The sequence below is a fragment of the Cereibacter sp. Soil_C_27 genome (assembly GCF_057657095.1).
Genome location: NZ_JBDGJD010000008.1, coordinates 42,546 through 57,500 on the forward strand (window position 1 = coordinate 42,546; position 14,955 = coordinate 57,500).

Below are 14,955 nucleotides of genomic sequence, written 5' to 3' on the forward strand. Positions count from 1 at the left end.
CACTTGTTCCCGCCTACGTCGTTATCCGCTTCGTGCGGCGCCTTGCCTTAGGCAGGGCGGAGGCATGGCCTGTGAATTTCAAAAGTCTTATTGAGAACAGAAGCCTGTGGTCGCCGGACATTGAGAATGGACATATCGCGCGAGGAGCTTTTTGCGCTCATTTGGGAGAAGCCGACCGTGGAGGTCGCGCGTGACATGGGCATCTCGGACGTTGCCGTTGCCAAGCTCTGCGCGCGCCTTCAAGTGCCGAAACCGCCCCGGGGATACTGGGCGCGCGTAGAAGCAGGCCAAGCGCCACGGCGTCCTCCGCTTCGGGCATTTCGCGAGGAAATCGAGGAGCGCCGGAAAGCCCTCGCGCGTCCGCGACCGCGTCCGGGCGCCGTCAGTCTGTCGCCGATTCAGCGTAAGTTCGTCGATCAGGCGCTTCTGGAGTTCGTGGCGAAGGGGGGCGACCTTGGGGCCACAAAGGTCGTGTCCAACGAGATCAGGGACATTCCTCCCGACATCGCCACACAGCTGCTGCTCCTCATCCAGAACCGCTACCTCGTCTGGGTCAAGAATGGCGATGTCGATGTCGCGTTGAGCCATGGCGTCACGCAAAGCCTTGCGGGTCTTGTCGACAAGATGCTTCCGGTGGCAAAGCCACAGGTCCTTGTTCTGCCCCGCGCCGACCGCTGCTTCGATGAGGACCGGAAAGAACCGTCCATCCTGATCCGACTGACGGCGCATTTGCAGGAGCGTATAGCCCAGCTGGCTATGTTGGTGCGGGATCAGAAGCTTGCGCATGTCGTCATGCCGCTCGTCACCCTCGATCATGCGTGGTCCGCGCATCATGTCTATTCTTCGGAAAACTACACGACAGCCCGCAGTCAGCTTTGCGTATCGGCCACCGAACTCTGGGTGGATTGCACCATGACCGCACGGCATCACCGCGGCGCTGACACCGAGACCTTCAAGACCGAGAAGGTCGCCTTGCGGGACATCATGCCGATCGATCTGATGCCATCGAAGGAAGTGGACATCCCACCAGCGCTCGGCCGCGTGCGGATCAGACAGCATTGGCCCCGTCTACGGGCCCTGATCGAAGCTGAACGTGTGCACGAGATGTTGGAGCGCAGCACCTATGCCTTGGAGCGGGATATCCCGGACGATCAGATTGCCATCGCGGACCGCATCTGGTTCGGGGGAGAGCGTCCGATGCTGAATGCGCGCAGGGCATGGGAGCGCTTGTCCGACGAGATGGAGCGTTGGGGAGAAGAGATCGAGGCCGAACGAGCCGATTTGTGCTGCTCCATTCTGGGCATCGCCGTGGGCGACATCCTGGTTCAATCACACAAGGGCCAGATCACGCGCATTCAAGTCTCTCGGACTAGCATGAACATCACCGAAAACCGGTCATTTTTCATCGTCGAAGGACCACGGTTTCGGAAGGATGGCACGGCAGGCAAGCGCACCGAGACCATCTGGATCGACTTCTGAAGGAAACGCGGTCCCGCTGATCCGGGTCTACTTGTTCCCGTCGATCCACTTCGACATCAGCCCCTTGTCGCGGAAGCATTCATCCGGGACGGCGCGGCGCTTGATGCGGGCGAGCTTCTCCGCGAAGGCGACCTGCTTCGAGGTCGGCAGCCGGTCCATGTCGGATACCGGCTTCAGCTGGGCCTGCGCCTCGATCCAGGCGCTGAGCGACCGGCGGTCCTGCTGGACCTCCCAGGGCAGGAGGGTCTGGTTACGCAGGGCGAGGGAGCGCGCATAGGCGATTTGCTTGGGCGCTGCGGGCAAGGCATAAGTGGTGCTGTCCATCGGGAAACTCCCTTGCTGGCTTGGTCCCCAATATAGAACATAACAGGAACAAAATCAAGCCAAGCGTCCGGGCGCGTCGGCTCGAGAGGAAGAGGGGGGCCGGGGAAGATCAGGCCTGAGGGTGCCCGAGAGAGGGTGTCCGGGCCTGAACCTGTCCCTTATTCCGGAGTTTCCCGATGACCTATCTCGCGCCCGTTGCGCCTCCCGTTCCTGTTCTATCTCGCGATCACGCCCCCGCTCTCGCGATCCTCGCCGTCGCCGAAGCACTTCAGCCCGATCTGGCCCAAGGCTTTAAGATCGACGCGCTGCGCCTCCGCCTCGAGATGGAGCGCGCCTTTGGCGGCTCCGATGCCGATGGCGCCTGGGACTGGAAGCTGGCCTATGAGGCGGGCGAGGTGGCGCTGGTCCTCTTCCTGCGGAAATTCGGCCGTGCACTGCTCGCCCGGGCGGGCTCGCCTGCCGCGCTGCTGCCGATCCTCGCCAAGGTGACGTGCCTCTTGCCGACGCACACCCGGCGCTCGGAGGAGATGGAACGGTTCCAGCAATTCTCGACGCCGCTGCCCATGGGGCTCGCGGCCTTGGCGGCTGCGCAGATCACCCCGCGGGACCTCGTCCTCGAGCCTTCCGCCGGGACCGGGCTTCTTGCGATCCTCGCCGAGATCGCGGGCGGCAGTCTCGCGCTGAACGAGCTGGCCGACACCCGCGCCGACCTCCTGCGCCTCCTCTTTCCGGAGCGACCCGTCACCACCTTTGACGCCGCGCAAATCGACGATCATCTGGACGCGGGCTTGCGCCCCAGCGTCATCCTGATGAACCCGCCCTTCTCGGCCGTGGCCAATGTCGATGGCCGCAGTACCGAGGCGACGGCGCGGCATCTGCGCTCTGCTCTTGCGCGCCTTGCCCCCAGCGGGCGACTTGTCGCGATCACCGGCGCAAGCTTCGCACCTGATGCGCCCGCCTGGTCCGGGACCTTCGGCCGACTGACCGAGAATGCCCATCTGGTCTTCACCGGCGCTGTATCGGGTGCTGCTTTCGCCAAACACGGGACCAGCTTCGAGACCCGGATCTCGGTCTTTGACAAGTGCCGTGGCGGTGAGCGGGGTGGCATAACGGCTGATCTGGCGCGGCCGATGTCCGTCGATGCGCCGCAACTCCTCGCCCGGATCGTAGCAGAGGTCCCGCCACGCCTCGAGATGGATGCGGACGATGTCGCACGATCCCGCGCCACTTCCCCCTTCCCGGGATTTCCTGCCCGTGCGTCTGGTTCCGCGGCTGGGAAACCGCGTGCAACGCCTTCGGCCAGCGTCGCATCGAAAGTCTCCGCGCCAGATGCCGAGGACCTCGCCTACACTGTGCGGGAGACGGCCGACGATCTAGGTGCCGCGCGCCTTTCAGACGCGATCTACGAGTCCTTCCGTCTGCAAGCCATCGACATCCCCGGCGCGGCCTCGCACCCGACAAAGCTGGTGCAATCGGCGGCGATGGCCTCAGTCGCGTCCCCGAAACCCTCCTATCGCCCGAAACTCCCCGCTGCCGTCTTGCGCGACGGTCTGTTGTCTGACGCGCAACTCGAGACCGTGATCTACGCGGGCGAAGCGCATGGCGCGTATCTCGCGGGGTCTTGGACTGTCGATGAAACCGGAGACGTCGTCTCTGCCGCGCCCGACGTTGCCGCTCACGCCATCCGCTTCCGGCGCGGCTTCTTCCTCGGCGATGGCACCGGGGCGGGCAAGGGCCGTCAGTCGGCCGGGATCGTGCTCGACAACTGGTGCCAGGGTCGCCGCAAGGCGCTCTGGATTTCGAAGAGCGACAAGCTGCTGGAGGATGCGCAGCGGGACTGGTCGGCGCTCGGCCAGGAACGCCTGCTCGTCACGCCCCTGTCGCGCTTTGCGCAAGGCCGCGACATCCCGCTGAGCGAGGGCATCCTCTTCACCACCTATGCCACGCTGCGATCGGAAGAGCGCGGGGCCAAGAAATCCCGCGTCGACCAGATCGTTGACTGGCTGGGGGCGGAGTTCGACGGGGTGATCCTGTTTGACGAAAGCCATGCGATGGCGAATGCCGCAGGGTCCAAGGGCGAGCGTGGCGACACGGAAGCTTCTCAGCAGGGCAGGGCGGGCCTGCGCCTGCAGCACAAGCTGCCCAATGCACGCGTGGTCTATGTCTCGGCCACCGGTGCAACGACCGTCCACAACCTCGCCTATGCGCAGCGTCTCGGGCTCTGGGGCGGCGAAGATTTCCCCTTCGCAACGCGAGCCGAGTTCGTTGAGGCCATCGAGGCAGGCGGGGTGGCGGCGATGGAGGTCCTTGCCCGCGACCTGCGGTCGCTCGGCCTCTACACCGCCCGGTCGCTCTCCTACGACGGCGTCGAATACGAGATGCTGGAACACGCGCTGACCCCTGAGCAGCGCGGCATCTACGATGCCTATGCGGGGGCCTTCGCCATCATCCACAACAATCTCGCCGCCGCGATGGAGGCCGCCAACATCACTGGGGATTCTGGCACACTGAACCGGCAGGCCAAATCCGCGGCGCGTTCGGCCTTCGAATCTGCCAAGCAGCGGTTCTTCGGCCATCTGCTGACCAGCATGAAAACCCCCACGCTGATCGCCGCCATCGAGGCCGATCTGGCCGCAGGCCACGCAGCCGTCATCCAGATCGTCTCGACCGGCGAGGCGCTGATGGAACGCCGCTTGTCGGATATCCCGACCGCGGAATGGAACGACATCCGTGTCGACATCACCCCGCGGGAATACGTCCTAGACTACCTCGCCCATTCCTTCCCGGTGCAGCTCTACGAGCCCTTCACCGACAGCGAGCGCAATCTGTCGTCCCGGCCCGTGGTGCGCGACGGCCAGCCAGTCGAATGTCGAGTGGCCGCCCGCAGGCGGGACGCGCTGATCGAAAAGCTGGCCAGCCTGCCGCCCGTTCCGGGAGCGCTCGACCAGATCGTCCAGCGTTTCGGCACCGACCTCGTTGCCGAGGTCACGGGTCGGTCGCGCCGCATCGTGCGCAAGGGCGAGGGTCATTTGGCGCGGCTCGTCGTCGAAAGCCGGGCGGGGTCTGCCAATCTCGCGGAAACCGCCGCCTTCATGGATGATCAGAAACGCATCCTGATCTTCTCGGATGCGGGCGGCACGGGGCGCAGCTATCACGCCGACCTGGGTGCCAAGAACCAGCGCCTGCGGGTCCATTACCTTCTGGAGCCCGGTTGGAAGGCAGATGCTGCCATCCAGGGCCTCGGCCGCACCAACCGCACAAATCAGGCGCAACCACCCTTGTTCCGGCCGGTGGCAACCGATGTGAAGGCGGAGAAGCGGTTCCTCTCCACCATCGCGCGTCGCCTCGACACGCTCGGGGCGATCACGCGCGGTCAGCGCCAGACCGGTGGTCAAGGGCTGTTCCGGCCAGAGGACAACCTCGAGTCGCCCTATGCCCGCGATGCGCTTCGCCAGCTTTACCGCCGCATCTATCGCGGCGATGTGGCGGGCTGCTCGCTCGGGGCCTTCGAGGATGCGACGGGACTCAGCCTGACCGATGACAACGGGCTAAAGGACGACCTGCCGCCGATCACCACTTTCCTCAATCGCCTGCTGGCGCTGACGATCGACATGCAGGCCGTGCTCTTCTCGGCTTTCGAGGAATTGCTCGACCAACGGATCGAGGGGGCCGTCGCCGCCGGGGTCTACGATCTCGGGCTCGAAACGCTGCGCGCCGAGAGCTTCCGCGTGACAGATGCGCGGGTGATCTACACGCATCCCGGCTCCGGCGCGGAAACCCAACTCCTCACTATCTCGGAGAAGCGGCGCAACACGCCGACCTCGCTGGCGGATGCGCTCGACTGCCTTGACGACCCAAAAGCACGCCTGCTGCTCAACAGCCGCTCGGCCGGGCAGCCGTGCAGGTGCCCGCCACAAGCCTGATGCTGGACGACGGCACCATCGAGCCCCGTTTGCGGCTGATCCGTCCGACGGAGGCAAGCACGGTTCCGGCCAGAATGATGGACGATACTCACTGGCTGGAAGCCGACCGTGCGGCATTCGCTGCCGCCTGGACTGCGGAACTGGCTGAAGTGCCGGAGTTCTCGGAAGCCACGCTCCACATCGTGGCGGGCCTCTTGCTGCCGATCTGGAAGCAGCTCCCCCAGGATGAAACCCGCGTATACCGGCTGCAGACCGATGACGGCCAGCGCATCATCGGGCGAAGGGTTTCACCCGCCTGGGTCGCGACGACGCTGGCAGATGACGCGCCAAAGCTCACGGGGGCGCAGGTCCATGCCCTTGTTCTTGAGGGTAAGACCGTCGTGCGGCTCGCCGAGGGAATGGAGTTGCACCGCTCCCGCGTCATGGGTGTAAACCGGATTGAACTGTCGGGCTTCACTGAAGCGGTGAAGGACCGGCTCAAGGCTGACGGTTTCTTCTCAGAGATCATCAGCTGGAAGCTGCGCCTGTTCTGCCCGACGGATGCGAGCGGGCTCAAAGTGCTGGATCGCCTGATCGCGCGTTGTCCTGTGACGGGACTGCATGCACGGGGAGGGTCCTGAGCCATGTACTCCGAGACCGAAGATCTGATCCGCGCTCTGGCAGAAAATGCCGAAGGCGTGTGTCGCGCCTACCTTCCCGCCGGTCGGCGGGAAGGGTCCTACTGGATCGTGGGCGATCTGCAGAACAACCCCGGCCGGTCGCTCTTCGTGCGGCTGGCCGGGCCCGCGTCGGGGCCGGGCGCGGCAGGCAAGTTCACCGACGGTGCCACAGGCGAGCACGGTGATCTTCTCGACATCATCCGCGAGAGGACCGGGATCTCCCGCTTTCCCGAACTTCTGACCGAGGCGCGGGCGCATCTTGGCCGTCCGCAGCTGGTCCTCCCGGATGCACCAGTGCCGAAGAAAGCCAAGGCCCCCGGTGGTACACCAGCGGCGGCGGCGCGGCTGTTCGTAGCCTCGGTGCCGGTCGCAGCCACGCTTGCCGACACCTACCTCCGCTCTCGGGGACTGACCCAAGGCGGCAGGATGAGCGCCCTGCGCTTCCACCCGAAGTGCTGGCATCGCGATGAGGGCCAGACCCGGAGCATCCCCAGACCAGCGCTAATCGCCGCGGTCACCGATGGGGCAGGGGCCCTGCAGGGCGTGCATCGCACCTGGCTGGCGCCTGACGGACAGGGGAAGGCTCGGGTCGAGACGCAGCGACGTGCCATGGGTCACCTCCTCGGCAATGCCGTCAGGCTGACCCCACATGACGACATCCTCGTGGTCGGCGAGGGCATCGAGACCATGCTGTCCCTTGTCGAGGCAGTGCCGGGTCTTTCCGTGTTGGCTGCGCTTTCGTCGGGTCACCTCGGGGCAGTCCTGCTGCCGGAGGGGGTGCAGCGCCTCTACATCGCCATCGACCGCGATCCTGCCGGGCAACGCGCGGCAGAGAGGTTGAGCGCCAGAGCAACCGAGGTCGGGATTGCCGTTCGGGTGGTGGAGCCGCGGCTCGGGGATTTCAACGATGATCTCCGAGCGTACGGCAAGGACGCGCTGCGCCAGCATCTGGAAGGGCAGATCGGGCCAGAGGATCGGCATCGTCTGTCCGGCTGACTTGCATCGCGCAAGGGGCAGTCCGGGATAGCGGGGCAGGGGTCACGGATCCTTGTCATGGTTCTGGACCGTCGCCTTCGCCTCTTCCCGGGTAAATCTCATCCACCCGTCCCCCGAGCGGCCTTCAAGAGATGGGCAGGCGGCCGTCAAAGGGGCCGCCCCTTCAAGGACGGGGGGCAACTGATTTCCGCCGGCGGGGGCGAGCCCCGCCTTTGCATCGCGAAGCAAATCAGCCGCCCCCCCGTCCTCCTCCACATGCGTTCCGGCCCCGAAAGGGGGTGAAGGGGCGTCCCCCGTGACGGCTTTCGCAGCCCATGAAGGCCGCGCGGGATGACGCGCGGACGAGACAGGCCCGGAGGCAAGAAACCGATGACCATCCACACCCACGACGACGCGTATGAACCCGCCCATACCGCATCCCAGACCGCCCATGCGCTCGACGAGCTGCAGCTCTACGGCTACCGCCCCTTTGACGAGCCCGATCCGCGCCCGATGCCTGATGGGCAGCGCCTCGCGGTCGCCGTCGCCGCCATCTTCGACGCCCTCGTCGCAACCCTGGAAGACACCCGCATGGAACCCGACCTCGAAGAGGTGCTCTGGGGCCAAGTCAACCTCTTCCACCGCGCGACGGCCCGGATCGAGCGGTCGCTCGATGAAAACGAGCAGGCGCAGCGCCGCCTCCAGCGCGAGCAGGACGGCTCCGAGGTGAAATCCACCGAACTCGAGCGCCTGACGGCGGAAGGCCTCACCCTGATCGAACGGCGCAACTGCATGGACATGATGCGCGATCACGCTGCGACCGAGTTTGTCCATCACACGGGCTCCACCTGGCGCCCCCGCACCGGCTCGATGGTGAACCGCCAGCACATGACCGCAGCACTGATCGACAGCCGCGACTTCCTGGCCGCCAAGCGCCGCGCGGAAACCGAGGTGATGTTCCCCGCAGGCCCCAAGGTCGCCCTCACCGGCGGGACCGACTTCAACGATCACCGCCTGATCTGGGGCAAGCTCGATCAGGTCCGGACCAAGTATCCCGACATGGTCCTTCTGCACGGTGGAAGCCCGAAGGGCGCGGAACTCATCGCAGCCAAATGGGCCGAGGCGAGGGGCGTGACGCAGGTGGCCTTCAAGCCCGACTGGACCAAGCATGCCAAGGCCGCGCCCTTCAAGCGCAACGACGCCATGCTGGACGTACTGCCGGTGGGCGTCCTCGTCTTCCCGGGCAATGGCATCCAGGAGAACCTCGCCGACAAGGCCAAGAAGCTGGGCATCCCGGTCATGAAGTTCGAGAAGGGGGCATGAGCCCCCTTTTCTTTTCTCGGGGAATGCAGTCCCGGCACGGCAGGCGCGCGCGGTTTCAGGAGCGGGTCCCGTCAGCAACGCTGGCTTGACTCTCTGGGGGCACACTCTTACGTTTTTGGCATCGTCCAAGGAAAGGTACGACAATGTCAGAGACAGCCACACTGTCGTCGAAGTTCCAGATCTCGATCCCCAAGGCGATCCGCACGGCCCAGCACTGGGAGGCGGGTCTCACCTTTGCCTTCATCCCGAAGGGCACGGGTGTCCTGCTGGTTCCCGTCCCCAAACGCGACGCCTTGAAGGGCCTGGCCCGCGGCGCTGCCGCGACGGACTATCGTGACCGGGCCGACCGTTTCTGATGGTCCTGGTCGATACCTCTGCCTGGATCGAATGGCTGATCGGATCGCCAACCGGGGAACAGCTCTCGGAGCGTTTGCCGCAGCAATCCGACTGGCTGGTGCCAACCATGGTCCAGTTGGAACTTGCGAAGTGGCTGACGCGTGAAGTCGGAGAGGACAAGGCGGATCAGGTGATTGCCTTCACCCAGGTCTGTCAGGTTGTCCCGCTGGAAACGGACATCGCGCTGGCGGCTGCTGACGCCTGCCGCACGCACAAGCTCGCGACCGCCGATGCGATCATCTTTGCCACGGCGCGGGCCCGGGGCGCGACGCTTTTGACCTGCGACGCGCATTTCGAAGGGCTGCCCGGCGTGGATTTCATGCCGAAGACGAACGGCTGAGATCAGCCGCACCATCACGCTGGCTTCCATGGTAGAGACCGGCCCCGCCTCTGGGTCACCTGGCGAATAGATGCTGCCAGTACCGCGGATGTCGCCGCGCACCGGTTCCGCTGAGCGCGTCCATCTCGACGACGTCCTGCCGATACCGGGTTGTCGTCGCGAAAACGGTCGCGCCTATCACCGCTCACATGTTGGACGGCGCCGAAGATCTCATCGGAGGCCAGCAGGAACCGCCGCTCGAGAGCTTCGTCGGCCGCGTTGTCGAAGCTGCAACTCGGCGGGCCCGGTAGGGGACCGGTTCCATCGCATGAGCGATAGAACCCCCCTTCTATAACTCACACGGGCAGCGACCGCGTTCGTCCGTCAAGAGCTCAGGGGGCACGGACCGCAGAGCGGGCCGTTCTTGTGAGAGAGGCGAGAGCCCCGCGTCCCTGCGGGCCGCGGGGGAAACGGACACCAAGGCTGCCTCCACCTTACGTAAGTATATTGTTGACCCATCATTTATACAAACGTAAGGTGGAGGCAGCCTTGGTGGAAGGTGGCAGGAAATAGGGGGTCTTTCTTCCGCATGTCCCGAGCAAAACGCCTGACAGAGATGGAAAAGATGCAGATCGTCCGCGAGGCCGCGGAGGGTGTGTCGACGACCGATCTGGCGACGCGGTTCGGGGTAACGGCGCGGGCCGTGCGCTACGTCCTGAAAGCCGATGCCGAGCGCCAGGCAGATGCCGCGATCCCGGTCTCCGCTGTCAGCGTGAAGGTGACCACCGCAGAGCTCGCAGCCCTCGACGCGGTGCTGGCCTCCGCCGGGATCGAGAGCCGGGCCGAGGGCCTGCGGCGGCTGATCCAGGCGGCAGGTGGGGTGTTCGTTCCGGACGCCCAGTTGGCGGCCGAGATGGCGCGCACCCGCGCCTCGCTGCACGAGGTCGGCAACGGGGTTGCGCAGATCGCCAAGCAGATGACGCTGGCCAATCGGCAACGGCAGGGGGCTGGCCCGGAGTTTTCGGAACTGCGTCTTGCGCAGATGCGCGGGCTGGCGCGGTTCATCCTCGATGCCGCCGACGAGATCGATTTGGCGATCAGACGTCGTCGCACGGCGATGCAGCTCGAGGCCACGGCCGCGCTGCGGGAGTTTGCGCATGCGGCTGAATGATGCCGTCCATGCCGTCACTGGCGAAGTCTTCCGGGATGGCTGGAGCCGCGTCCGGGGCTCGATGCAAGGGCTGCACGTATCCAAGCAGACCCAGCTCATGCGCGCGGCAGCGGGGCACCGGCCGGCGGTCTTCAAGGCGATCCGGAGCGGCGGTACGCATACCAAGTCGCAGCTCGCCAATCAGCTCGAGTACCTCACCACCAAGTCCACGCATATCGTCGACTCAAGCGGGTTCCTGGATGGCAAGCCGAAGCTCGAGGTGGGCGACATCAAGGACCTGACCGAGCGCTTTGCCAAGCGGTGGGATGCGGGCTTCAAGCCCAAGCTTGGACAGACCACCCATATGCTCATGTCCTTCCCCATCGGCACGCGCGGCGAGGATGTGCGCGACATCGCGACGGATGTGGCCGAGCGGTTCTTCCAGACCGACGCGGGGCATTTCGATTACATCATCGCGGTGCATGAGGACCGCGATCACCCGCATGCGCATCTGGTGCTGAACCGCCGGTCCCAGGAAGGGGAGTTCTTCTTTCTTGGACGCAACCATCGCTTCAACTACGACGATTTCCGCCTCGCCATGGTCGAGGAGGCGGAGAAATACGGCGTGCGTCTGGAGGCCACGCGACGGGTGGATCGCGGGGTCGTGCATTACCCGGCCCGCACAAGCGAGGTCTACGCCGCCAAGGACGAGGGCCGAGCGCCCCGCGAGAGCGACCGCGTGGGGGAGGACCTGACGCGGACGCTGGCCGAGATCGCCAATACCAGAACCATCTACCATGCGCTTGCGGTGGAGGCCTCCCGCGAGGCCCGCGAGGACATCGCCGATGCGCTCTTCCGGGCGGGCGAGGTGCTGGCCCGGGGCGGGCAGGTGGAGCGAGCAGGAGACATCTACATGGCTGAAGGGCAGTCGTTCGAGGACCTGAGAAGCCTCTATGCCGAGAAGCTCGGGCGGGTTCAGCGCATGATCGCTGAGAAACCCGATGCCGACCGGCCCGCCTTCGAGAAGAACCTCAACGCGATCCAGAGGCAGGTCCAGCACATGCAGCCGCTTGGGCTGCGCTCGAATTCGCTGATCGAGCCACCCTCCGACGGCGGGGTCTATTCGGAGGCCAACATCCAGAAGAGCGAGCTCGAGCGCCTCGCGGAGCCGCGCCTGCGCTCGCAGATCGACACCGCTCTGCGCGGGACCGGGATCAGCACGTCCGAGGTCGTGGCGCGTATCCAGGCGGGTGCCCCGAACGCGGCGCTGGAGCATCAATGGATCGCCGCGGATCTCTCCAAGGTGGCCGAGGCGCGGGATCTCAACCTCGAGCGCCGCGCCGATCTCGAGACCGCACGGGACATCCTGAACGATGCGCATGTGAAGCTCGGGACCCTGCTGGAACGCGAAGGCGTGCTCGTGAAGGACGGTGTCATGGAAGACGAAACCACCGCGGAGAGGTTCCACTATCATCCCGAGGCGGTTCGCAGCATGGAGGCGACGATCCGGGCCGACATGCGGTCCGAGGGTCTCAGCTTCGATCAGATCGAGGCGCGGGACTGGGAGGTCACCAACAGGGCGGAACGTCGGATCGAGCTTGAGCAGCGGGACTATCTCGCGCGGCATCCGGAACTGCTGGCAAAGCCCGGCGATGTGATCGACCGGACGCAGCCTTACCGGGAGGAGATCACGGATGACGACCGGGCCGTTTCCATCACGAAGGAGGTGGACGCGATCATGGCGACGCGCGGTTCCAGGACCCAGATCGCTGATGCCGTGGCGGATGAATTCCGCAGCCGTTATCCGGATATGCCCGATCACCTCGCTCGAGGGCTTGGCGCCACCTACGCCTCTGTCGAGGACGCTTACAACACACGGGCGATTAACGCTGTCCGGCTGGCCAATGACACGCGCGAGAGCCTCGCCACCGCGGGACCCTCCGCCCGTGATGTCGATCCCAGGAGGGCCGAGGCGAGCACCGTCCCGAAGGCCGGTCTCCCGCCAGCGGTTCGCAGCGTGCTGGAGCATGAGCGGGCTGGGGAGTTGTCCGCCCCCTTCGAGACCGACGCGGATCGGCAGGCCTTCCGGGCGGAAGTTGCGCGGGTGCTGGACGACCGCCAACTCGACCGCCTCGCATCCGGCGATGCGGATGCGCTCGACAAGGTCCTCGAGGACCGCCTCGACCGGCTCTATGTCGCCAAAGTCTATCTGCAGTCCGATGCTGCGACGGCCAATACCGATGCCTTGCGCCAGGTCGTCGATAATCTGGCCGACACCGAGTACGAACGACACCGCGCAACGGACGTGGACGGCGAGACCGAGCGGGGCCAGGTCCATTGAGCGCCACGATGGGCAAGGCAAGGATCGCCACGGGTGTCCTTCTGGTGACGCTGGTGACCGCGGCCATGGGCTATGCCATCGCATCGGCCGTGATGACCTATCAGGATCTCGGCTTCGGGGCCGAGATCGACTTCGCCTATATTGCGCAGAACTACGCCTCGATCCTCGATCAGCGCCCGCAGGATGCCCAGCTCATCCATCTCATCATCGGCGGCTTCGCGGCGGCAGGGCTGATGTTGAGCCTCGCTCTCTCAGGGTCCGCCCTCACACGCTTTGGCCAGACCCATTGGCAGAGCGCGCGCGAGATGAAGGCCAATGGGTTTTTCGGGGCGCCTGGCACCGGGTTCATCCTCGGCAAGCTCGGGCCGCCGGGGTCCCGCGCGAACTACATCTGCTCGAAGGTCTTCCCCCATGCGCTGATCGTGGCGCCCACGGGCCGCGGCAAGACCTCGGGGTTCGTCATCCCGAACCTGCTGGCCTGGCAGGGCTCCGTCGTGACGCTCGATGTGAAGGGCGAGTGTTTCGAGGCCACGGCCCGGCACCGCGCCGCCCAAGGCGACAAGGTCTATCGCTTTGCCCCCACCGATTGGGAGGGGATGCGGACGCATCGCTACAACCCGCTCCTGCGCATCTATCAACTGAAGGACCCCGCCCGCCAGCAGATGGAGTTGCAGCTTCTCGCGACGCTCTTCCTGCAAAGCGACAATGACCGGGTGCAGGGCCTCCTCAAGGGTGGGATCGACCTCTTCGTGGCGGCGGGGCTTTTGGCCTTCCAGCGCAAGCGCCCGACCCTCGGCGAGATATACCGCATCGCGGCCTCGGGCGGGAACAAGCAGAAGGAGTATTTCGCGCGGGGCCATGAGGTCGACAACAGGGCGGCCAAGCTGATCTTCACGCGGCTGGCCTCGACCAACAACGACACGCTGACCTCTTACGTTTCGCTTCTGATGACCTCGGGGCTGGACCAATGGCAGAACCCGGCGATCGACGAGGCGACGGCGGTCTCGGATTTCGATTTCCGGACGATCCGCAAGAAGCCCTTTTCGGTCTATCTCGTGGTCCAGCCGCTGATGGTGAAACCGCTCGCGCCGCTGATCCGGCTGTTCTTCTCCGACTTGCTCTCGGCCATGCAGGAGAAGGATCCCGGGCCGGACGAGCCTTGGCCCGTGATGATCATGCTCGACGAGTTCAACCGCCTCGGGAAGATGCCCATCGTGGTCGAGAGCATCGAGACCCTGCGCACCTATCGCGGTCACTTGGCGATCGTCACCCAGACCATACCCGCCCTCGATGAAATCTACGGCGAGAACACCCGCCGCGCCCTGCAAGGCAACGCAGGCGTGAAGCTCTATCTGACGCCCTCGGATGAGAAGACCGTCGAGGAGCTGAGTAAGGCGGTCGGCAAGACCACGAAGACCGTGGTCACGCGGTCCCAGTCGATCGGCAAGAACCCCTTCGAGGGCCGTAGCCAATCAACCCGGACAGAAGAAAGCTCTCTGCTGCCAGAAGACGAAGCGCGCCGCCTGCCGCTCGACGAGATCGTCATGGTGATCGATGCGCAAATGCCTGTCCGGGCGAAGCGGATCCAGTATTTCGACGACCGGCTCTTCAAGGCGATCCACGCGGCGCAGACGGGGGAGTTGCCGTTTCCGAAGCCTGGGAGCGGGGGCGCGCAGGGGAACCTGCCGCTCAGTGTGCGGGCTATGCCGATGACACCGCCGGCGAGCGGGTCCCGCGGAGGTGAAGCCGATGTGGAGAGGGCACAACAGTCTGCTGGCGAGCGACCGTCAGGGCAGGCCCAGGTCACCCCAAAGAAGACCGCGCGTGTCGTTCAAGCCGTCGTCGCCGAGGAACAGCGTCAGATGGTAATGGATTTCGGGAGCCCGGTCGGTGATGCTGAGCCTGCGCGCGAAGTTGACCAGGCGCAGATGCGCTCTGCTGTCGACGGCTTGGATGAGATGGAAGCGGTTTTGCGCGAGGGGGATGGCGAAAAGCTGGGTGCTCGATAGGGTAGCAGGCATGGTTAGAGCGCCGCGATGGGCGAGAAGGCGACTTTCGGCAGCGTG

At 65.3% G+C, this 14,955-nt stretch carries 9 protein-coding genes and 1 pseudogene; 9 read left to right on the forward strand and 1 reads right to left on the reverse strand.

Going from position 1 to position 14,955, the window contains the following annotated elements; translation table 11 throughout:
- Positions 1-126 precede the first annotated feature (126 nt).
- Positions 127-1,479, forward strand: coding sequence for a hypothetical protein (locus AC3A5Z_RS21690; RefSeq protein ID WP_487521352.1), 1,353 nt, complete (start codon positions 127-129; stop codon positions 1,477-1,479).
- 27 nt (positions 1,480-1,506) lie between these two features.
- On the opposite strand, the gene AC3A5Z_RS21695 is transcribed toward AC3A5Z_RS21690, so the two are convergent.
- Positions 1,507-1,803 carry a hypothetical protein gene (locus AC3A5Z_RS21695; RefSeq protein WP_487521353.1) on the reverse strand — a complete coding sequence of 99 codons (297 nt, stop codon included), beginning with the start codon at positions 1,801-1,803 and terminating at the stop codon, positions 1,507-1,509.
- A gap of 176 nt (positions 1,804-1,979) precedes the next feature.
- On the opposite strand from AC3A5Z_RS21695, the pseudogene AC3A5Z_RS21700 reads away from it, so the two are divergent.
- From AC3A5Z_RS21700 to AC3A5Z_RS21735, 8 genes and pseudogenes are all read left to right on the forward strand, one after another.
- Positions 1,980-6,346, forward strand: a pseudogene (locus AC3A5Z_RS21700) (strawberry notch-like NTP hydrolase domain-containing protein).
- A gap of 3 nt (positions 6,347-6,349) precedes the next feature.
- On the forward strand, positions 6,350-7,381 hold the full coding sequence (locus AC3A5Z_RS21705) for a DUF7146 domain-containing protein (protein ID WP_487521354.1): 1,032 nt from the start codon (positions 6,350-6,352) through the stop codon (positions 7,379-7,381).
- Between the two features lie 369 nt (positions 7,382-7,750).
- On the forward strand, positions 7,751-8,683 hold the full coding sequence (locus tag AC3A5Z_RS21710; protein WP_487521355.1) for a DUF2493 domain-containing protein: 933 nt from the start codon (positions 7,751-7,753) through the stop codon (positions 8,681-8,683).
- Positions 8,684-8,826: 143 nt separating this feature from the next.
- Complete coding sequence (locus tag AC3A5Z_RS21715; RefSeq protein ID WP_487521356.1) at positions 8,827-9,039, forward strand: AbrB/MazE/SpoVT family DNA-binding domain-containing protein; 213 nt, start codon at positions 8,827-8,829, stop codon at positions 9,037-9,039.
- Positions 9,039-9,419, forward strand: a complete 381-nt coding sequence (locus AC3A5Z_RS21720) for a PIN domain-containing protein (protein WP_487521357.1) — start codon at positions 9,039-9,041, stop codon at positions 9,417-9,419. The genes AC3A5Z_RS21715 and AC3A5Z_RS21720 overlap by 1 nt, the downstream gene beginning before the upstream one ends.
- Positions 9,420-9,987: 568 nt before the next feature.
- Positions 9,988-10,569: a helix-turn-helix domain-containing protein gene (locus AC3A5Z_RS21725; protein WP_487521358.1), complete on the forward strand. Its 582-nt coding sequence runs from the start codon at positions 9,988-9,990 to the stop codon at positions 10,567-10,569.
- Positions 10,556-12,889 (forward strand): relaxase/mobilization nuclease domain-containing protein, encoded by a 2,334-nt coding sequence (locus AC3A5Z_RS21730; protein ID WP_487521359.1) that lies wholly within the window; start codon positions 10,556-10,558, stop codon positions 12,887-12,889. The genes AC3A5Z_RS21725 and AC3A5Z_RS21730 overlap by 14 nt, the downstream gene beginning before the upstream one ends.
- Before the next feature lie 8 nt (positions 12,890-12,897).
- Entirely contained in the window at positions 12,898-14,898 is a 2,001-nt protein-coding gene (locus AC3A5Z_RS21735) for a type IV secretory system conjugative DNA transfer family protein (protein ID WP_487521360.1), read from the forward strand.
- Positions 14,899-14,955: the final 57 nt, after the last annotated feature.

What these genes read in the sequence shown, in the direction of transcription:
- AC3A5Z_RS21690 (WP_487521352.1), top strand. Translation starts at nt 127, where the DNA reads ATGGACATATCGCGCGAGGAGCTTTTTGCGCTCATTTGGGAGAAGCCG.
- AC3A5Z_RS21695 (WP_487521353.1), bottom strand. Translation starts at nt 1,803, where the DNA reads ATGGACAGCACCACTTATGCCTTGCCCGCAGCGCCCAAGCAAATCGCC.
- AC3A5Z_RS21705 (WP_487521354.1), top strand. Translation starts at nt 6,350, where the DNA reads ATGTACTCCGAGACCGAAGATCTGATCCGCGCTCTGGCAGAAAATGCC.
- AC3A5Z_RS21710 (WP_487521355.1), top strand. Translation starts at nt 7,751, where the DNA reads ATGACCATCCACACCCACGACGACGCGTATGAACCCGCCCATACCGCA.
- AC3A5Z_RS21715 (WP_487521356.1), top strand. Translation starts at nt 8,827, where the DNA reads ATGTCAGAGACAGCCACACTGTCGTCGAAGTTCCAGATCTCGATCCCC.
- AC3A5Z_RS21720 (WP_487521357.1), top strand. Translation starts at nt 9,039, where the DNA reads ATGGTCCTGGTCGATACCTCTGCCTGGATCGAATGGCTGATCGGATCG.
- AC3A5Z_RS21725 (WP_487521358.1), top strand. Translation starts at nt 9,988, where the DNA reads ATGTCCCGAGCAAAACGCCTGACAGAGATGGAAAAGATGCAGATCGTC.
- AC3A5Z_RS21730 (WP_487521359.1), top strand. Translation starts at nt 10,556, where the DNA reads ATGCGGCTGAATGATGCCGTCCATGCCGTCACTGGCGAAGTCTTCCGG.
- AC3A5Z_RS21735 (WP_487521360.1), top strand. Translation starts at nt 12,898, where the DNA reads ATGGGCAAGGCAAGGATCGCCACGGGTGTCCTTCTGGTGACGCTGGTG.